The organism is Streptomyces eurocidicus, from assembly GCF_002891295.1.
In the GTDB taxonomy this organism is placed as follows: Bacteria; Actinomycetota; Actinomycetes; order Streptomycetales; family Streptomycetaceae; genus Streptomyces; species Streptomyces eurocidicus.
The window spans coordinates 1-18,899 of sequence record NZ_LGUI01000001.1; the positions used below are offsets into that span (position 1 = coordinate 1).

Sequence of the window (18,899 nt, forward strand, 5' to 3'; positions counted from 1 at the left end):
CCCGTCACCCCGCCGGCCCCCCTCCCCCGTCATGAAACGTCGCATGGTCGTCACAGGGCGAGACCCCCGAATCAGCTGCGTCAGCAAGGGCGTTGAGAAGCGAACAACGTCGCGTACGGCTCATGACACAAGACTTCCGTGCCCACCCCACCCACCGCTTCACCCGCAGTGGTGAATCACCTCTCGACCGCAGGACGTAACCACCCGTGCCCCGGTGTCGTCCGCAGGGCCCGGGCGGTGCCCGACCGCTCCTCCTCAGGCGGGCACCCTCCTACCGTCTCGGGGCGGACCCTGAGACGCCCGCGGCCCGCCGCCCCGCCGGCATGGACGGAATGATCGCGTCCGCAGATAGTGGGGAATGGACAGCCTCGCGCCCTCCCGCTTCGCCCGGAGACCGTTTACCTCAACACCGCGGCCACCGGCCTGCTGCCCGCCCCGGCCGTCGCCGCCTTGAGCGAGGCGGTCGGCGTCCTGGCCGCCGGGGCGCCGGGGAACGTGGACTTCTCGGCCACCGTGGACGCGGCCCGGTCCGCCTACGCCCGGCTGGTCGGCGTGCCCGCCGCCCGGGTCGCCGCCGGCGGCTCCGTCGCCGTGTACTGCGGGCTCATCGCCCAGTCCCTGCCGACCGGAGCCGAAGTGCTCGTCGCGGAGGGCGACTTCGCCTCGCTCGTCAACCCCTTCCACACCCGCCCCGGCCTCCGGGTGCGTACGGTCCCGCTGGAGCGGCTCGCCGAGGAGGTCCGGCCGGACACCGCCCTCGTCGCGGTGAGCGCCGTCCAGTCGGCCGACGGCCGGATCGCCGGCCTCGGCGCGATCGGCGCGGCCGCCCGCGCGTACGGCGCCCGTACGCTCGTCGACGTCAGCCAGGCGGCGGGCTGGTTCCCGCTGGACGCCGCCGCCCACGACTTCACCGTGGGCGTGGGCTACAAATGGCTGATGGGCCCGCGCGGCGTCGCCTTCCTCACCGTCCCCGAGGACCTGGGCGGCCTCACGCCCGTGTTCGCGGGCTGGGTCACGGGCGAGGACCCCTGGCTGACCTGCTACGGGAAGGTGGAGCCGCTCGCCGGGACGGCCCGCCGCTTCGACGAGAACGTGGCCGTCCTCTCGTACGTGGGCGCCCTGCCCGGGCTCGCCCTGATCGAGGAGCTGGGCGTCGAGCGCATCGGCGCGCACGACCGGGCGCTCGCCGACCGCTTCCGCGCCGGGGTGGTGGAGCTCGGCTTCACGCCCGTCCCGGCCGAGGGTTCCGCGATCGTCGCCGTCCCCGGGGTCCGGGGCGCCGCCGAGCGGTCGGCGGCGGCGGGGGTGCAGGTCAGCGCGCGGGCGGGCAAGCTTCGCGCCGCCTTCCACCTCTACAACTCCACCGCCGACGTCGATCGGCTGCTGGAGGTGCTCGCGCGGCGGTGAGTGGGTAGGACGGGAGGACCTCCGCCCACGGGTAGCCCCCGAAGCCCCGTGCGGAGCTCTGTCCTTCCTCCCCCCGCCTCCGAGGAGAGCACATGCGCCGTGCGCGCGACGAGCAGGACCAGTCCGCGGCCCTCGACCGGATCCTCCAGCTCGGGCTGGGCTTCGCCGTGTCGAAAGTCCTGTTCAGCGCGGTACGGCTCGGCCTCTTCACCGAGCTGGCCACCCGGCCGCTGCCGTACGAGGAGCTGCGCGACCGGCTCGGCCTGCACCCCCGCGCGGCCCGCGACTTCCTCGACACGCTGGTGGCGCTCGACCTGCTGGAGCGCGGCCCGGAGGGGTACGGCAACACCCCCGTCACCGCCCGTTACCTGGTCCGCGACCGCGCCACCTACCTGGGCGGCTTCCTGGAGATGACCGACCTCCGGCTCTACGGCTTCTGGGGCACCCTCCTCGACGGGCTGCGCACCGGGGAGCCGCAGAACGAGATCCGGCACGGCGGCGACTTCTTCGAGACCCTGTACCAGGACCCCGTCCGCCGCTCGGAGTTCCTCCGGGCGATGACGGGCCTGTCGATGCGCTCGGCACACGCCCTCGCCGACACCGTCGACTGGTCCGCGCACCGCGTCGTCGCCGACGTCGGCTGCGCCGAGGGCGGCACCCTCGGCCAGATCCTGCTGCGCCACCCGCACCTACGGGGCACCGGCTACGACCTGGAGTCCGTGCGCGACGACTTCGAACACCGCGCCGAGCGCTTCGGGCTCACGGACCGGCTCACGTTCACCGCGGGCGACTTCTTCACGGACCCGCTGCCCCGCGCCGACGCCCTGCTCCTCGGCCACATCCTGCACGACTGGGACCTGCCCACGAAGCGGATGCTGCTGCGCAAGGCGTACGAGGCACTGCCCCCGGGCGGCGTCGTCATCGTCTACGAGACCCTCATCGACGACGACCGCCGCACGAATCTGACCGGGCTGCTGATGAGCCTCAACATGCTGGTCGAGACGACGGGCGGCTTCGACTACACGGGGGCGGAGTGCCGGAGGTGGATGGCGGAGGCGGGCTTCACGTCGAGTGGGGTGCGGCATTTGGCGGGGCCGGAGTCGATGGTGGTGGGGCGTAAGTAGGACGGGTGCGGCCGGGGGCGCCCTGCGGGCGGCTTTTTTCCCTACCCCGCCCCTTCCCGAACCGGGGCTCCGCCCCGGACCCCGGTCCTCAAGCGCCGGACGGGCTGAAAATCAGCCCGTCCGGCGCTTGAGGCCACCGCGCGTCAGTGCGGAACCGGGGGCCCGGGGCCCTCCCCGGTTACGGGAAGGGCCGGGTCCCTCCCGGACGCTTCCCGGGTGATCGGCACCCCTGGGGTCACGCCCGTCCCGGCGCATACAGTGCCGTCATGAGCGACAGTGGTGTGCTGCACATCAAGGGGCGGGTGCTCGTCGGCGCGGACCCCGAGGGCGGGGTGCGCGACGAGCTGTGGGCCGTCGACGGCAGGATCACGTTCGAGCGGCCGGCCGGGGCGCGGGAGGTCACCACCATCGAGGGCTGGGCGCTGCCCGGTCTGGTGGACGCGCACTGCCACGTGGGCCTGGACGCGCACGGCCCCGTCGACGAATCGACCAGCGAGAAGCAGGCGTTGACCGACCGGGACGCGGGCACCCTGCTGATCCGCGACGCCGGCTCCCCCTCGGACACCCGGTGGATCGACGACCGCGAGGACCTGCCCCGGATCATCCGGGCGGGCCGTCACATCGCCCGTACCCGCCGCTACATCCGCAACTACGGGCACGAGATCGAGCCCGAGGACCTCGTCGCGTACGTGGCGCGCGAGGCGCGGCGCGGAGACGGCTGGGTCAAGCTCGTCGGCGACTGGATCGACCGGGAGACCGGCGACCTGTCGTCCTGCTGGCCGCGCGGCGAGGTCGAGGCCGCCATCGCCGAGGCGCACCGGCTGGGCGCGCGGGTCACCGCGCACTGCTTCGCCGAGGAGTCGCTGGCGCCGCTGGTGGAGGCGGGCATCGACTGCGTCGAGCACGCGACGGGGCTGACGGAGGAGACGATCCCGCTGTTCGCCGAGCGGGGCGTGGCGATCGTGCCGACGCTGGTCAACATCGCGACGTTCCCCCGGCTCGCGGAGGGCGGCGAGCGGAAGTTCCCCCGCTGGGCGGACCATATGCGCCGGCTGCACGCGCGGCGGTACGAGACGGTGCGCGCCGCCTACGACGCGGGGATCCCCGTCTTCGTCGGCACGGACGCGGGCGGCTCGCTGGCCCACGGCCTGGTCGCGCAGGAGGTCGCGGAGCTGGTGAAGGCGGGCATCCCGGCCACGGCCGCCCTGGCGGCGACGGCCTGGGACGCCCGCGCGTGGCTGGGCCGCCCCGGCCTGGAGGAGGGCGCCCCGGCGGACCTGGTCGTCTACGGGTCGGATCCCCGGGCGGACGTACGGGTGCTGGCGGCGCCGCGGCGGGTGATCCTGCGGGGGCGGGTGGTGCGGTAGGGGTGTGCCGCCGGGGCTGGGCGGGTGGGGGTGCCCTGCGGGCGGCTTTGTCCCCTACCCGCCCCTTCCCGTAACCGGGGGCTTCGCCCCCGGGCCCCCTTTTTCCGCGCTGACGCGCGGTGTCCTCAAACGCCGGACGGGCTGATTTCAGCCCGTCTGGGGGCACCTCCTGGGGGCACCCCCAGCGGTAGCTGGGGGAGGTAGCTGGGGGAGCTTGAGGACCGGGGCCCGGGGCGGAGCCCCCCGCGCGGCGGAGCCGCACATCGGATACTGCGGGAAGGGGCGGGGCCGGGGAAAAGCCCCGCGCAGCGGCCCGCGTCGTTGACCCGCGCACCATGCCTCCCTAACGTGTGCCCATGCCCGGACCCGGCACAGTCCTCCTCACCGGCGCCGCCGGCAACATCGGCACGATGATGCGCACACGGCTGCCCGGCTACGGCCACCGGCTGCGGCTCTTCGACGCCCGGCCGGTCGAGGGCGCGCCGGAGGCCGTCACCGCCGAGCTCGCCGACGGCCCGGCGCTGCGGGCGGCCCTGGAGGGCGTCGACGCGGTCGTGCACCTCGCGGGGATCTCCCTGGAGGCGCCCTTCGAAGACGTCCTGCGGGCCAACGTCGAGGGCACGTACCACCTCTACGAGGCCGTACGGGCTGCGGGCGTGCGGCGCGTCGTCCACGCCTCCAGCAACCACGCCGTCGGCTTCACCCCGCTGCCCGCCGCGGGCGAGCCGCTCCTGGCCGTCGGCACCCCGCACCGCCCTGACACCTTCTACGGGCTCTCCAAGTGCTTCGGCGAGGACCTGGCGTCCCTCTACCGGGACCGGTACGGCATCGAGACGGTCTCCCTTCGTATCGGCTCCTGCTTCCCCGAGCCCCGGTCCGTCCGCATGCTGTCCCTGTGGCTGAGCCCTGACGACTGCGCGCGGCTGCTGCACGCCGCGCTCACCGCCGAGGACGTCGGCCACACCGTCGCCTACGGCAGCTCCGCCAACACCAGGCTGGTGTGGGACCTGTCCACGGCCCGCGCGCTCGGTTACGCGCCGCAGGACGACTCCGAGGCGTACGCGCCCGCTCTCCTCGCGGCGGCGAGGGAGGCGGAGGCCGGTGCCCCGGACGGCGGGTCCCCGGGGCGCCGCCCGCCCGTGCACAGCCTCCTGGGCGGGGAGTTCTGCTCCGACGACCCGCCCCGCCTGCGCCCTCGGGACTGAGCCCGCGAAGGGCGGGAGACGACCACGGGACCGAGCCTTCGGCGGGCGGGAGACGTCCACGGGAAGGCCCGGAAACAGGCCGGAATCCGGTCTTCGGTAATGGAACCGCAAAGACCGGCCACTCGTTACCCGGGGCATGACCGCTATGACACCCGGCTCGAACATCCCTCTCTCCGTCGCGCGCGTGACGGTGGACGTCACCGCCCCGGTGCGGCTCGACGTGTCGGGCCTGCTGCTCACCGCCGACGGCAAGGTGCGCTCCGACGACGACTTCGTCTTCTACAACCAGCCGTCCGGCCCGGGCGTGACGCACCGTGCCGCGTCCGGCGGCACCCCCGACTCCATCACCGTGGACACCGCCGCCGTCCCGGCCGACATCGACAAGATCGTGGTGACCGCCAGCCCGGACGCCGCCGGCGCGACCTTCGCGGGCACCGAGCCCACGGCCACGGTGCGCGCCGCCGACGACGGCTCCGTCCTCGCCACGTTCACCCCGCCCCGGCTGGGCACGGAGACGGCCCTGGTCGTCGTGGAGGTCTACCGCCGCGCGGGCGCGTGGAAGGTGCGCGCGGTCGGCCAGGGCTACGCCGACGGCCTGGCGGGCATCGCCACCGACTTCGGCGTGAGCGTGGAGGAGCCCGCGGCGGCCCCGGCGCCCGCCGCCCCGTCCCGCCCGCGCAGCCCCGGCGGCCCGCCGCCCCGCGTTCGCCCCGGCGGCGCCGCCGCTCCCCGGCTCCCCGGCCCCGCAAGCCGCGGCCCCCGGCAGCGGGAAGGTCAACCTCGACAAGGGCCGGGTCAGCCTCCAGAAGAACCAGACGGTCTCCCTCGTCAAGGGCGGCAAGCCGTTCACGCGGTCCGTGAAGATGGGCCTGGGCTGGGAGCCGGCGTGGGGCAGCCGCGCCATCGACCTGGACGCCTCCGTCATCGCCTACGGCCCCGACCGCAACATGATCGACGCCTGCTACTTCGGCAAGCTCCAGATCCTGAACGGCGCCATCCAGCACTCCGGCGACAACCTCACCGGCGAGGGCTCGGGCGACGACGAGACCATCACCGTCCACATGGACGGCCTGCCGCCGGAGGTCACCGGCCTGGTCTTCACCGTCAGCTCCTTCAACGGCCAGAAGTTCAACCAGGTCGCCAAGTCCTACTGCCGCCTGCTCGACGCCCGCACCGACGAGGAGCTGGTGCGGTTCGACCTCACGGGCTCGGAGCCCAAGACCGGCGTGCTCATGGCGAAGTTCATCCGGCAGTACTCCGGCGAGTGGGAGATGACGGCCCTCGGCGAGTTCGTGAAGTCACGCACCGTGCGCGACCTGGTCAAGCCCGCCGCGCAGGCGCTCTGACCCACTCGCCCGGTCGGCCAGCCCGGCCAGCCGGGCCAGCCGGGCGTAGGAGTCCAGCAGCCCCGCCCGGTCGTACGAAGAGGTGGTGACCAGCACCTCGTCCGCGCCGCTGCGCTCGATCAGTCCTTCGAGCGCGGCGGCCACCTCGTCCTCCGTGCCGTGGACATGGCCGCGCAGCCCCTCCTCGTACAGGCTCCGCTCCCGCTCGGTCATCGCCAGGGACGCGATCTCCTCGGCGGGCGCCAGCGGCGGGAAGACGCCGTGCGTGCGGGAGTGCGCGAGCGACCACGCCTCCGGCATCAGCAGCCGGTGGGCGGCCTCGGTGGTCGCGGCGACGGCGACGTTCCCCGCGAGCACCACATAGGGCCGGTCCCACCACACCGAGGGCCGGAAGGCCGCCCGGTAGCGCGCGACGGCGGCGAGCGTCCGCTCCTCGCCGTGCAGCCCGCCGATGACCAGGGCCGCCCCGGCCGCGGCGGCGAGGTCCGCGCCCGCCTCGTTGGCGAGGACGAACGCGGGCACCCGCAGGCCCTCAGCCGGGCGGGCGTGGACCTGCGGATGGGCGCGGGGGCCGTCGGTGAAGTAGGCGGCCAGCTCGGCGAGCTGCCCGCCGAAGTCCTCCATCGCCCTCTTCTCCGTGCCCAGCGCCCGCCGGATGCCGTCGGTGAAGCCCACCGAGCGGCCCAGGCCCATGTCTATCCGGCCCGGGAACAGCGACTCCAGCACCCCGAACTGCTCGGCGACCACCAGCGTCCGGTGGTTGGGCAGCATCACCCCGCCCGTGCCGACCCGGATCCGGGACGTGGCGGCGGCCACGGCCGCCGCCAGCACCGTCGGGGCCGAGCCGGCCACGCCGGGGACGCTGTGGTGCTCCGAGACCCAGAAGCGGTGGTAGCCCAGCGCCTCGGCCCGCCGCGCGAACCGCACGGAGTCGCGCAGTGCCTCGCCGGGGTCCCGCCCCTGCCGGGTGCGGGAGCGGTCCAGGACCGAGAAACGGGTGGTGCGCAGGGCTGCGGTGGTCACCTTCCCTTCAACACCGCGGACCGCCCGTGATTCCCCCGGACGGCCCCGGCCCCCTGGTCAGCGCCCCTGGCGGCGCCACGGGCCGGTGATCGCGAGCATGATGCCGGGCTCCTGGATGTTGGCGAACAGCGTCCGGCCGTCCGGCGAGAACGTGACCCCGGTGAACTCGCTGTACTCCGGCTTCTGGGGCGTGCCGTTGTTCAGCTCGTTGCGCGCGAGGGGGTACGTACGGCCGTCGTCGAGCGCCCCGAAGAGGTGCTGGATCCCCTCGCCGTCCTCGGCGATGACCAGGCCGCCGTAGGGGGAGACGGTGATGTTGTCCGGGCCGTCGAAGGCGCCGTCCCGCTCGGGGTGCCTGTTGACGCCGAGGAGGACCTTCAGGGTGAGGGTGCGGCGCCTGGGGCTGTAGAACCACACCTGCCCGTCGTGCCGGACCGGGCTCTCCTCACGGGCGAAGGAGCACACGACGTACACCCCGCCGTCCCCCCACCACATGCCTTCCAGCTTGCGGGCGCGGGTGACCTCGCCGTCCTTGAACTGCTTGCGCACCGAGGTCGTCCGGGCGTCGCGGTCGGGCACGGTCACCCAGTCGACGCCGTAGACCGTGCCGGTGGCGGTGGCGCGCGAGAGGTCGTCGACGAAGCGGCCGCCGGAGTCGAAGCACTTGAACGCCTGGAGCGCGCCCGCTGTGTCGGACAGCGTGCGGAGCCTGCCGCGGCCGTGCCGGAAGCCGGCCGGCGGGGTCCAGCGGTAGAAGAGCCCGTTGGGGCCGGAGGCGTCCTCGGTCAGATAGAGCCGGCCGCGGTCCGGGTCGACGACGACGGCCTCGTGCGCGTACCGGCCGAGGGCCTTGAGCGGCCGGGGCGAGCGGTTGGCGCGGCGGTCCTGCGGGTCGACCTCGAACACATAGCCGTGGTCCTTGGCCATGCCGTTCTTGCCGGCCTTGTCCTCGGTCTCCTCGCACGTGAGCCAGGTGCCCCAGGGGGTACGGCCGCCCGCGCAGTTGGTGGACGTACCGGCGATCCCGACCCACTCCGTGACGTGGTCGCCGTGCTTGGACACCTCGACGACGGTGCAGCCGCCCGCGGCCGCCGGGTCGTAGACCAGCCCCTCGGCGAGCGGGACCGGGTGCGGCCACTTGGCGCGGGCGCCGCCCAGCTCGTGGTTGTTGACGAGCAGGGTCGCCCCGCGGCCGCCCTCGAAGGTGGCGGTGCCGTCGTGGTTGGACGGCGTGTACTCGCCCGACTCCAGCTTGGTGACACCCGTCCGGGTGATCACCCGGTAGGAGAAACCACGCGGCAGGGCGAGCAGCCCCTTCGGGTCCTTGACGAGCGGTCCGTACCCGAGCGCGGCCGCCCGCGCCGACGCCGCCTCGGCGCCGGCCGCTCCCTCCGCGGCGCCGGCGCCGTCCCCGGTGGCGAGCGCGCCGGGCGCGCTGGCCAGGACGCCGACACTGCCTGCCAGAACCACCCCGGCCCCGGTGGCGGCGGATCGCTTCGCGAAGTCTCTTCGGCTGAGGGTCATCTCGTCTCCAGGGTTCGCCGGAACGTCACGCGCCGCCGGGCGCTCGTGGAGCACACCGGGGACGGCGCTTAGGTTCCCGTTCCCCTCCGACTAACGGATGAACACCACCCGACGTCCGGGCGGCGGTACGGGACGCCTTGGCGGCGGGCGGGCGGGTACGGCGGCGGGCCGCACGCGGGGGGCTGCGCCCCCAGGGCCCTTTCCGCGCTGACGCGCGGTGTCCTCACGCTCCCCCAGCTACCGCTGGGAGGTGCCCCCAGACGGGCTGATTCTGCCTGGACCGGGTGGAAATTCAGCCCGGCCGGCGCTTGAGGCCACCGCGCGTCAGCGCGGAAAGGGGGCCCGGGGCGCCAGCCCCGGTTCCGGGAAGGGGCGGGTAGGGGAAAAAGCCCCCGCCGGACCGCCACGGACCGCGGCCGAAGCACCCACCCGCCCTACCCGACCCCCAAGCCAAAGCCCGCCAGGCCGCCCGTCAGGGCAAAGCCGCCCGTCAGGGCAAAACCCGTCAGCCCCGAGACCGCGCCTTGAACGCCGCCTTACGAGCTTCCTTGGCCACCTTCTTGTCCGGGTGCAGCCGCCCCATCGCCTCCAGCACCTCACCCGTCGCCGGGTGATCCACCCGCCACGCCGTGTCGAAGAAGCCGCCGTGCCGGCCGACCAGGTCCGCCACCAGCACCCGCAGCTCCTCCGAGTCGCCGTCGGCCGCGAGCTGCGCGGCGATCGTGTCGACGGTCAGCCAGAAGACCATGGCCTCGTCGGGCTCGGGGACGTCCGCCGCGCCGTGCTCGGCGAGCCAGACCCGGGCGAGACCGCCCAGCTCACGGTCGTCGATGACCTCGCGCAGGGCCGGCTCGGCCTCGCCGCCGACCAGGGACAGGGTCTGCTGGCAGAAGAGCCGGCGGCGCGGCGCGTCCTCGTCGGCGCCGCGCGCGGCGGCGAGCAGCTCACGGGCGGCGGCCGGCGGCTCGCGGCGAGCCAGCCACAGCGCGGTCTCGGCGCGGGCCGCCTGCTCCGGGTGGCCCGGGAGCGCGGCGAGCAGGACGTCGGCGCTCTCGTCGGCGAGGTCGCCGACGGCGGGGGCGTCGATCCCGGCGTCGAGCATCCGCGAGCGGACGGCGAAGAGCCCCAGCGGGGTGAGGGTGACCAGGCCGTAGCGGCTGACGTCCTCGTCCTCCGGGCCCTCCGCGGCGACCGCGTCGACGGACTCACGGATGTGGCCCTCGCCGTCGACCTCCTCGATGAGGGCCTCGTCCACCGGCTGGTACTCCACGACGCCGGTCGGGGCGAGCATCCGGAACTGGTCGTCCAGGCGCATCATCGCGTCGGAGACCTCTTCGAGGACGTCGTCCGTGGGCTCGTCCATGTCATCCGGGACGATCATGGAGGCGGCGAGGGCCGGCAGCGGCACGGGCCGGTCCGCGGCGCCCTCGTCGAGCACGGTCAGCAGATAGAGGTTACCGAGCACGCCGTCGAGGAAGTCGGCCTCCTCCTCGGGGTTCCAGTCCAGCGCGTCGAGGTCGACGTCGCCGCCCTCGGAGATCTGTTCGACGATGTCGCCGAGGTCGGGCGCGGCGGCGTCGGCCAGGACGTTCTCCAGGCCGCCGAGCCAGAGTTCGAGGATGTCGGCGGGGCTGCCGGAGGTGAGCGTGGTCAGCTCCTCGCCCGCCGTGGCGACCCCGGCCGGGGTGTCGTCGCCGGCGTCCACGGCCTCCGCGTCCTCGGCGTCCTCCGGGTTCTCGGTGAACTCGACCAGGCCGGTGTCCAGGGCGTGCTGCCACGCCTCCGCGGCGTACGCGGGCCCGTCCTCGTCGCCGGCGAGGCCCAGGAGCTCGGTGGCGGTGCCCAGCTGCCCGGCGAGCAGCTCGCCGCCCGCGCCGACCGGGGTGCCCTCGCCCGCCCAGCGGGCCAGCTTCGCGGCGCGGACGAACAGGGGCGCGGACAGCGCGTCCCGTGCGAGCTCCGCGTCGGAGGGGAGCCGCACCGGCGGCATGGTCGGGCGGTCTCCGGACATCAGGGGTGTCTCTCCTCGTCGTGACGGCCGCGCCGACTGCGCGGCCCGTGCGGGGCCCAAGCCTAGACGGATTTCGGAAGGCCCCGTCCGGTTCACCGACCCGTCGGCCGCCATATGCCCGTGGAGCCTTGACAACTGCCCTGACCACGCAAGACATTGACGCGCGTAGATCATGTGCAGTTCGCGCCACCTCCCACGAGCCCCCTTTGGAGGCAGTCATGCCCGCTCCCCGCAACCCCCGCGGCCCCCTGCGCAGACCCCCGGCCGTCGGCTCCGCCGTCGCCCTCGCGCTCGCGGCCGGGCTGCTCGCCGTGCCCCAGGCCGCGAGCGCGGCCGGTGCCGAGGAGGCCCCGGCCGGTACCAAGGCCCGGATCCACGACATCCAGGGCACCACGCGGCTCTCCCCGCTCGACGGAAAGCAGGTGACGCAGGTTCCGGGCGTCGTCACGGCCGTACGCTCGTTCGGCTCGGCGCGCGGCTTCTGGTTCCAGGACCCGAACCCCGACCGCGACCCCGCCACCAGCGAGGGGATCTTCGTCTTCACCGGTTCGGCCACGCCCTCGGTGGCGGTCGGCGACTCCGTCCTCGTCGCGGGCACGGTGAGCGAGTACTACCCGGGCGGCGAGAAGGCCGGGCTGCAGTCCGTCACCCAGCTGACCCGGGCCACGTGGGAGGTGCGCTCCCACGGCAACGCCCTGCCGGCCGCGTACCGGCTGCGCCCGTCGGCCCTCCCCGCGCGCTACGCGCCGGACGCGGCCGGCGGCTCCATCGAGAAGCTGCCGCTCCGGCCCGGCGCCTACGCCCTGGACCGCTACGAGTCCCTGGAGGGCATGCGGGTCTCCGTCCAGGACGCCCCCGTCGTCGGCGCGACCAGCGCGCACAAGGACCTGTGGGTGACCGCCGAGCCCCGCACCGACCGCACCGCGCGCGGCGGCTCGCTCTACGGCTCGTACCGCGAGCAGGGCTCCGGCCGGGTGAAGGTGGTCTCGCTGATCCCCTTCGCCCAGCGCCCCTTCCCCGTCGCGAACGTCGGCGACGAGCTGACCGGCACCACCGCCGGCCCGCTGGACTACGACAACTTCGGCGGCTACACCCTCCAGGCGACCGAGCTGGGCACGCTCAAGGACCGGGGGCTGAAGCGCGAGACGACGCGCAGGCAGAAGGACGGCGAGCTGGCCGTCGCCACATACAACGTCGAGAACCTGTCCCCGAAGACGCCGCAGGCGAAGTTCGACCGGCTGGCGGCGGCGCTGGTGACCAACCTCGCCTCGCCCGACATCGTCGCCCTCGAAGAGGTCCAGGACGACAACGGCACCACGGACGACGGCACCGTGGACGCGGGGCAGACGCTGCGGAAGCTGACGGACGCCATCGCGGCGGCGGGCGGCCCGGCGTACCAGTGGCGGCAGATCAACCCGGTCAACGACCAGGACGGCGGTCAGCCGGGCGGCAACATCCGCACCGCCTTCCTCTTCAACCCCGCGCGTGTCTCCTTCACCGATATCGCCGGTGGCGACTCCACCACGCCCGTGAAGGTCGTCCGCCAGGGCGGCAAGGCCGCGCTGTCCGCCTCGCCGGGCCGGATCGAGCCCGGCGACGCCGCGTGGGCCAACAGCCGCAAGCCGCTGGCCGGCCAGTTCACCTTCCGGGGCGAGCGGGTCTTCGTGGTCGCCAACCACTTCAACTCCAAGGGCGGCGACCAGGGCCTCGACAGCCGCTTCCAGGCCCCGGCCCGCCCGTCGGAGACCCAGCGGACGCAGCAGGCGAAGCTCGTCAACGCCTTCGTCAAGCAGCTGCTGGCCACGGACCGGCGCGCGAACGTCATCGTCGCGGGCGACCTCAACGACTTCCAGTTCTCCCCCGCGCTCAAGGCCCTCACCGCCGGCGGCGCCCTCACCGACCTGGTCGACAAGCTCCCGAGGAACGAGCGCTACGGCTACGTCTACCAGGGCAACTCCCAGGTGCTCGACCACATCCTGACCAGCCGTCGCATGCGGTCGGTGGACTACGACATCGTGCACGTCAACGCGGAGTTCGCGGACCAGGCGAGCGACCACGACCCGCAGGTGCTGCGCTGGAAGCCGTAGCATCGCTGAACGGTCCACATAAGATCATTTAACTGGACCTATACGGTCGGGCGGGCCCAGAATCCGGTGCGGAATCCTTTCCGCACCGTCCCTCTGGAGTGTGACCCGTGCTCACCAGCCCTCCCGCCGGCCCCTTCGGCCGTACCGTCTGCGCGATGGTGACCCCCTTCACCTCGGACGGAAGCCTCGACCTCGACGGCGCGCGGCGCCTCGCCGACCACCTGGTCGGCGAGGGCCGCTGCGACGGCCTGGTGCTGAACGGCACCACCGGGGAGTCGCCGACGACCACGGACGAGGAGAAGAGCGCGCTGGTCCGGGCCGTCGTCGAGGCCGTGGGCGACCGGGCGCGGATCACGGCGGGCGTCGGCTCGGCGGACACCCGCGGCACGGTCGCCCTGGCCCGCGCGGCGGAGGCCGCGGGCGCGCACGGCGTGCTGGTGGTGACGCCGTACTACAGCAGGCCGCCGCAGGAGGACGTCGCGGAGCACTTCCGGACGGTCGCGGACGCGGTCGGGGTGCCGGTGATGCTCTACGACATCCCCGGCCGCACGGGCACCCGGATCGAGCCGGACACCATGCTCCGGCTGGCGGAGCACCCCCGGATCGCCGGCGTCAAGGACTGCGCGTACGACCTGCTGGGCAGCGCCAAGGTGATCGCGGCGACCGGCCTGGCCTACTACTCCGGCTGCGAGGAGCTGAACCTCCCGCTGCGGGCGGTGGGGGCCGTCGGCTGCGTCAGCACGGTGGCCAACGTCGCGGGCCCGGCCGTCGCCGCCGCGCTGGACGCCTACGATCGCGGGGCGAACGCCGAGGCGACGCGCCTCCACCAGCGGACGCTGCCGCTGGTGGAGCTGATGATGGCCGCGGGCCTGCCCGGCACGGTCACGGCCAAGGCGCTGCTGAACGCGCTGGGCCTGCCGTCCGGCCCGGTCCGGGCGCCGCTGCGCGCGGCGTCCCCGGACCGGACGAAGGCCCTGCTGGAGGCGTACGAGAGCACACGTTCCAGCCCGTCCGGGGGCACCTCCTGGGGGCACCCCCAGCGATAGCTGGGGGAGGTAGCCGGGGGAGATCGAGGACCGGGGTCCGGGGCGGAGCCCCCCGCGCGGCGAAGCCGCACATCGGATACTGCGGGAAGGGGCGGGACCGGGGAAAATCCCGCCCCCACGCACATCAGTTGTGGCTGTGCAGCACCTCGTTGAGCCCGCCCCACGTGCTCTTGTACGGGCGGGCCTCCACGGCGCCGGTCGTGGAGTTGCGGCGGAAGAGGATGTTGTCCGCGCCGGACAGCTCCAGCGCCTTGACGACCTCGCCGTCCGGCAGCGTCACCCGGGTGCCCGCGGTGACGTACAGGCCGGCCTCGACGACGCACTCGTCGCCGAGCGCGATGCCGATGCCCGACTCGGCGCCGAGCAGGCAGCGCTCGCCGATGGAGATGATCTGCTTGCCGCCGCCGGAGAGCGTGCCCATCGTGGACGCGCCGCCGCCGATGTCGGTGCCGTCGCCGACGACGACGCCCGCGCTGATGCGGCCCTCGACCATGGACGTGCCGAGGGTGCCGGCGTTGAAGTTGACGAAGCCCTCGTGCATGACGGTGGTGCCGGAGCCGAGGTGCGCGCCCAGGCGCACACGGTCGGCGTCGGCGATGCGGACGCCGGACGGGGCCACGTAGTCCGTCATGCGCGGGAACTTGTCGATGCTGGTCACCGCCAGGTGCAGGCCCTCGGCCCGCGCGTTCAGGCGGACCTTCTCGACCTGGTCGACGGCGACGGGGCCGAGCGAGGTCCAGGCGACGTTGGCGAGCAGGCCGAAGATGCCGTCGAGGTTCTGGCCGTGCGGCTTGACCTGACGGCCGGAGAGCAGGTGCAGACGCAGGTAGGCGTCGTGCGCGTCGAGGGGCTTGTCCTCGAGCGAGGCGATGACCGTGCGGACGGCGACGACCTCGACACCACGGCGCGGGTCCGGGCCGACGGCCTTGAGGGCGCCCTCGCCCAGCAGCTCGGCGGCGCGCTCGGCGGTCAGCCGCTCGGTGCCGGCCGGGCCGGGGGCTTCGGCGAGCTCGGGGGCGGGGAACCAGGTGTCGAGGACGGTGCCGTCCTCGGTGATCGTGGCAAGGCCGGCGGCGACGGCGCCGGAGGTACGGGAAACAACAGCATCGGTCATGTCCGGAAACCTAACCGGACCTGCGGCCTCAAGGCGAACTCGGAAGGGCCCGGCCCGGCGGCCGCCCGAGGCCCCGGCCCGGCCCCGCACCGCCCCGGGGCCGGGGCCCGCTCCCCGGCCGCCAGGGCGCCCGTCCCGGCCCGCGGAGCGCGCGGCGGGGACGGCCCCGGGCTCAGCCGGTCAGGGAGGTCTTGGGGGCCAGGACGCAGAACTCGTTGCCCTCGGGATCCTCCAGGACCACCCAGGTCACGTCCGGGCTCTGCCCGACGTCCGCCCGCCGGGCGCCCAGCGCGAGGATCCTCTCCACCTCGGCGTCGCGGTCGTCCGGGTTGAGGTCGATGTGCAACCGGTTCTTGATCGCCTTGTCCTCCTTCACGGGCACGAAGGTCAGACCCGGCGTCGCCGATGTGTCGGCGCCGATGGTGATCTCCAGGTCGTCGGCGTAGAGGACCTGCCAGTCCAGGACCTCGCACCAGAAGCGGGCCTGCGAGCGCAGATCGTGGGCATCGATCACGATGCTGTAGAGCGAAGAAGCCATGAGAGCCAGTCTGGGGGAGCGACGGGCACCGTGACCAGCTTTTTCCCGCCGCCCGGGGCCGGGCCGCGCACCAGGACGCTCATGGGCCGGCCGCCCGGCGGACCGGTGCGGGGGCGGTACGCGCGGGCCCGCGCGGCCCCGTCGGACATCACCGGCGCCCACGGCCGCCGCCTCACACAGCAGCAGCCCGCCGCCTGACACCTGTCAGGAAGCGGGCTGCGCGAGATGCGGCGGACCTCAGACGTTGAAGCCCAGCGCCCGGAGCTGCTCACGGCCATCGTCCGTGATCTTGTCCGGGCCCCACGGCGGCATCCAGACCCAGTTGATCCGGAGCTCGTTGACGATGCCCTCGGTGGCCGACTTCGCCTGGTCCTCGATGACGTCGGTCAGCGGGCAGGCCGCGGACGTGAGCGTCATGTCGAGGGTGGCGATGTTGGCGTCGTCGACGTGGATGCCGTAGATCAGGCCGAGGTTGACGACGTCGATGCCCAGCTCGGGGTCGACCACGTCGTACAGCGCCTCGCGCACCTCCTCCTCGGAGGCCGGCTTCGTCGTCACGGCGGCCGCCTCGGCGGTCGTCGTCTCCAGTTCGTCGCTCATGCGGTCTTCCCTTCGGACAGCGCCTGCGCTGTCGCGTCCTTCCACGCCATCCAGCTGAGCAGCGCGCACTTCACCCGGGCGGGGTACTTGGAGACGCCGGCGAACGCCACCGCGTCCTCCAGCACCTCCTCCATCTCGTCGTCCGGCTCGACCTTGCCCTTGGACTGCATCAGCTCCAGGAAGGTCTCCTGGATCCGGCGCGCCTCGGCAAGCTCCTTGCCGACCAGCAGGTCATTGAGCACGGAGGCGCTGGCCTGGCTGATGGAGCAGCCCTGTCCCTCGTACGAGACGTCTTCGATCGTCTCGCCGGAGAGCCGCACGCGCAGCGTGATCTCGTCACCGCACGTCGGGTTGACGTGGTGCACCTCGGCGTCGCCGGTCCGCAAGCCCCGCCCGTGGGGGTGCTTGTAGTGGTCCAGGATGACGTCCTGGTACATCGAATCAAGCTTCACAGTCAGCCTCGTCCGTCAGCAGAGGGTCTGAATCAACCGAAAAAGTTCCGTACGTGCTCCAGGCCCTCGACGAGGGCGTCGACCTCGCCGGGAGTGGAGTACAGATAGAACGACGCTCGCGTGGTCGCGGGAATTCCGTACCGCAGGCAGACCGGCCGCGCGCAGTGGTGGCCGACCCGGACCGCGATGCCCTGCTCGTCGAGGACCTGGCCCACGTCGTGCGGGTGGATGTCACCGAGCGTGAAGGAGATGGTGGCGCCGCGGTCCTCGGCCGTGGTGGGGCCGATGATCCGCAGGTCCGGGACCTCCTGGAGCCTGCGCACCGCGTATTCGGTGATCGCGTGCTCGTGGCGGGCGATGTTCTCCATGCCGATCGCCGAGAGGTAGTCCACCGCGGCGCCGAGGCCGACGGCCTGGGCGATCGGGGGCGTACCCGCCTCGAACTTGTGCGGCGCCGGGGCGTAGGTGGAGGAGTGCATCGAGACGGTCTCGATCATCTCGCCGCCGCCGAGGAAGGGCGGCAGGTCCTCCAGGAGCTCCTGGCGGCCCCACAGGACGCCGATACCCGTCGGGCCGCACATCTTGTGGCCGGTGAAGGCCACGAAGTCGGCCTGGAGGGCCTGGACGTCCAGCACCATGTGCGGGGCGGCCTGGGAGGCGTCGATGACGACGAGCGCGCCGACCTCCTGGGCCCGGCGGACGATCGCCTCGACCGGGTTGATCGTGCCCATGATGTTGGATACCAGCACAAACGAGACGACCTTGGTCTTCTCGGTGATGATCTCCTCGATGTTGGACAGGTCGAGCCGGCCGTCGTCGGTGAGGCCGAACCACTTCAGCTTCGCGCCGGTGCGCTGCGAGAGCAGCTGCCACGGGACGATGTTGGAGTGGTGCTCCATCTCCGTGATGACGATCTCGGTGTCGTGGTCCACGCGGTAGGGCTCGTCGGCCCAGCCCAGCATGTTCGCGACGAGGTTCAGCGACTCCGAGGCGTTCTTGGTGAAGATCACCTCGTCGCGGCTGGGCGCGTTGACGAACGCGGCGACCTTGTCGCGCGCGCCCTCGTACAGCGCCGTGGCCTCCTCGGCGATGGTGTACACGCCGCGGTGGACGTTGGCGTTGTGGCGCTCGTAGTACGTGTTGAGCGCGTCGAGCACCTGGCGCGGCTTCTGCGAGGTGGCAGCGCTGTCCAGATACACGATCCGCTTGCCGTCGTGGACCGTGCGGTCCAGGATCGGGAAGTCCTTACGGATCGCCTCGGTGTCGAGGAGGCCCGGCAGTATCGTCACGCGGTTACGCCACCCTTCGTGCTGTACGCCTCGTAGCCCTCGTTCTCCAGCTTGTCGGCGAGCTCGGCGCCGCCGGACTCGACGATGCGGCCACCGGAGAAGACGTGGACGAAGTCGGGCTTGATGTAGCGCAGGATGCGCGTGTAGTGGGTGATCAGCAGGGTGCCGACCTCGCCCGTCTCACGGACGCGGTTGACGCCCTCGGAGACCTGGCGCAGGGCGTCGACGTCGAGGCCGGAGTCGGTCTCGTCGAGGATCGCGATCTTCGGCTTGAGGAGCTCCAGCTGGAGGATCTCGTGGCGCTTCTTCTCACCGCCGGAGAAGCCCTCGTTGACGTTGCGCTCGGCGAAGGCGGGGTCCATGTTGAGGCGCTCCATGGCCTCCTTGACCTCCTTCACCCAGGTGCGCAGCTTGGGGGCCTCGCCACGGATGGCGGTGGCGGAGGTGCGCAGGAAGTTGGAGACCGAGACGCCGGGCACCTCGACGGGGTACTGCATGGCGAGGAAGACGCCGGCGCGGGCACGCTCGTCGACGGACATCTCCAGGACGTCCTCGCCGTCGAGGGTGACGGTGCCGCCGGTGATCGTGTACTTGGGGTGACCGGCCAGGGAGTACGCCAGGGTCGACTTGCCGGAGCCGTTGGGGCCCATGATGGCGTGGGTCTCGCCCTGCTTCACGGTCAGGTCGACGCCGCGCAGGATCTCGCGGGGGCCGTTCTCGGCCTCGACGGAGACGTGCAGGTCGTGGATCTCAAGCGTTGCCATGG

General features: G+C 73.1%; 16 protein-coding genes and 1 pseudogene. 8 read left to right on the forward strand and 9 right to left on the reverse strand.

Translation table 11 applies throughout. From position 1 onward, the window contains the following. Positions 1-351 precede the first annotated feature (351 nt). The 5 genes and pseudogenes from AF335_RS00005 (at position 352) to AF335_RS00025 (ending at position 6,449) form a co-directional block, all read left to right on the forward strand. Positions 352-1,407 (forward strand): aminotransferase class V-fold PLP-dependent enzyme, encoded by a 1,056-nt coding sequence (locus tag AF335_RS00005; RefSeq protein WP_244926872.1) that lies wholly within the window; start codon positions 352-354, stop codon positions 1,405-1,407. A gap of 92 nt (positions 1,408-1,499) precedes the next feature. Next, positions 1,500-2,531 (forward strand): methyltransferase, encoded by a 1,032-nt coding sequence (locus AF335_RS00010; RefSeq protein WP_102916187.1) that lies wholly within the window; start codon positions 1,500-1,502, stop codon positions 2,529-2,531. Positions 2,532-2,797: 266 nt separating this feature from the next. Continuing rightward, positions 2,798-3,898, forward strand: coding sequence for an amidohydrolase family protein (locus AF335_RS00015; RefSeq protein ID WP_102916188.1), 1,101 nt, complete (start codon positions 2,798-2,800; stop codon positions 3,896-3,898). 356 nt (positions 3,899-4,254) lie between these two features. Further along, entirely contained in the window at positions 4,255-5,103 is an 849-nt protein-coding gene (locus tag AF335_RS00020; protein WP_102916189.1) for an NAD-dependent epimerase/dehydratase family protein, read from the forward strand. Between the two features lie 145 nt (positions 5,104-5,248). Then, a pseudogene (locus AF335_RS00025) lies at positions 5,249-6,449 on the forward strand (TerD family protein). Here the strand turns inward: AF335_RS00025 and AF335_RS00030 are convergent. From AF335_RS00030 to AF335_RS00040, 3 genes are all read right to left on the reverse strand, one after another. Continuing rightward, positions 6,402-7,472, reverse strand: coding sequence for an MsnO8 family LLM class oxidoreductase (locus AF335_RS00030; protein WP_184743160.1), 1,071 nt, complete (start codon positions 7,470-7,472; stop codon positions 6,402-6,404). The pseudogene AF335_RS00025 and the gene AF335_RS00030 overlap by 48 nt on opposite strands. A gap of 57 nt (positions 7,473-7,529) precedes the next feature. Continuing rightward, entirely contained in the window at positions 7,530-8,996 is a 1,467-nt protein-coding gene (locus AF335_RS00035) for an alkaline phosphatase PhoX (protein ID WP_102916190.1), read from the reverse strand. Positions 8,997-9,501: 505 nt separating this feature from the next. Next, entirely contained in the window at positions 9,502-11,007 is a 1,506-nt protein-coding gene (locus tag AF335_RS00040; RefSeq protein ID WP_102916191.1) for a hypothetical protein, read from the reverse strand. A gap of 218 nt (positions 11,008-11,225) precedes the next feature. Between AF335_RS00040 and AF335_RS00045 the strand changes: the two genes are divergently transcribed. After that, positions 11,226-13,094 (forward strand): endonuclease/exonuclease/phosphatase family protein, encoded by a 1,869-nt coding sequence (locus AF335_RS00045; protein WP_102916192.1) that lies wholly within the window; start codon positions 11,226-11,228, stop codon positions 13,092-13,094. Positions 13,095-13,201: 107 nt separating this feature from the next. Continuing rightward, positions 13,202-14,140, forward strand: a complete 939-nt coding sequence (gene dapA / locus AF335_RS00050; RefSeq protein ID WP_102916193.1) for a 4-hydroxy-tetrahydrodipicolinate synthase — start codon at positions 13,202-13,204, stop codon at positions 14,138-14,140. 124 nt (positions 14,141-14,264) lie between these two features. Here dapA and dapD read toward each other — a convergent pair whose 3' ends face one another. Further along, positions 14,265-15,254 carry a 2,3,4,5-tetrahydropyridine-2,6-dicarboxylate N-succinyltransferase gene (gene dapD / locus AF335_RS00055; RefSeq protein ID WP_102916194.1) on the reverse strand — a complete coding sequence of 330 codons (990 nt, stop codon included), beginning with the start codon at positions 15,252-15,254 and terminating at the stop codon, positions 14,265-14,267. Between the two features lie 172 nt (positions 15,255-15,426). Then, complete coding sequence (locus tag AF335_RS00060; protein WP_102916195.1) at positions 15,427-15,792, reverse strand: VOC family protein; 366 nt, start codon at positions 15,790-15,792, stop codon at positions 15,427-15,429. Positions 15,793-15,822: 30 nt separating this feature from the next. Between AF335_RS00060 and AF335_RS34305 the strand changes: the two genes are divergently transcribed. After that, entirely contained in the window at positions 15,823-15,990 is a 168-nt protein-coding gene (locus AF335_RS34305) for a hypothetical protein (protein ID WP_170127550.1), read from the forward strand. Between the two features lie 39 nt (positions 15,991-16,029). Here the strand turns inward: AF335_RS34305 and AF335_RS00065 are convergent, their stop codons facing one another. From AF335_RS00065 to sufC, 4 genes are read right to left on the reverse strand one after another with little or no spacing between them, the layout of a single operon-like run. Beyond that, on the reverse strand, positions 16,030-16,392 hold the full coding sequence (locus AF335_RS00065) for a metal-sulfur cluster assembly factor (RefSeq protein ID WP_087928622.1): 363 nt from the start codon (positions 16,390-16,392) through the stop codon (positions 16,030-16,032). After that, positions 16,389-16,844 (reverse strand): Fe-S cluster assembly sulfur transfer protein SufU, encoded by a 456-nt coding sequence (sufU, locus tag AF335_RS00070; RefSeq protein ID WP_102916196.1) that lies wholly within the window; start codon positions 16,842-16,844, stop codon positions 16,389-16,391. The genes AF335_RS00065 and sufU overlap by 4 nt, the downstream gene beginning before the upstream one ends. A 32-nt stretch (positions 16,845-16,876) precedes the next feature. Next, complete coding sequence (locus tag AF335_RS00075; protein WP_102916197.1) at positions 16,877-18,133, reverse strand: cysteine desulfurase; 1,257 nt, start codon at positions 18,131-18,133, stop codon at positions 16,877-16,879. Then, entirely contained in the window at positions 18,130-18,897 is a 768-nt protein-coding gene (gene sufC / locus AF335_RS00080) for a Fe-S cluster assembly ATPase SufC (protein WP_102916198.1), read from the reverse strand. The genes AF335_RS00075 and sufC overlap by 4 nt, the downstream gene beginning before the upstream one ends. Between the last annotated feature and the right edge of the window lie 2 nt (positions 18,898-18,899).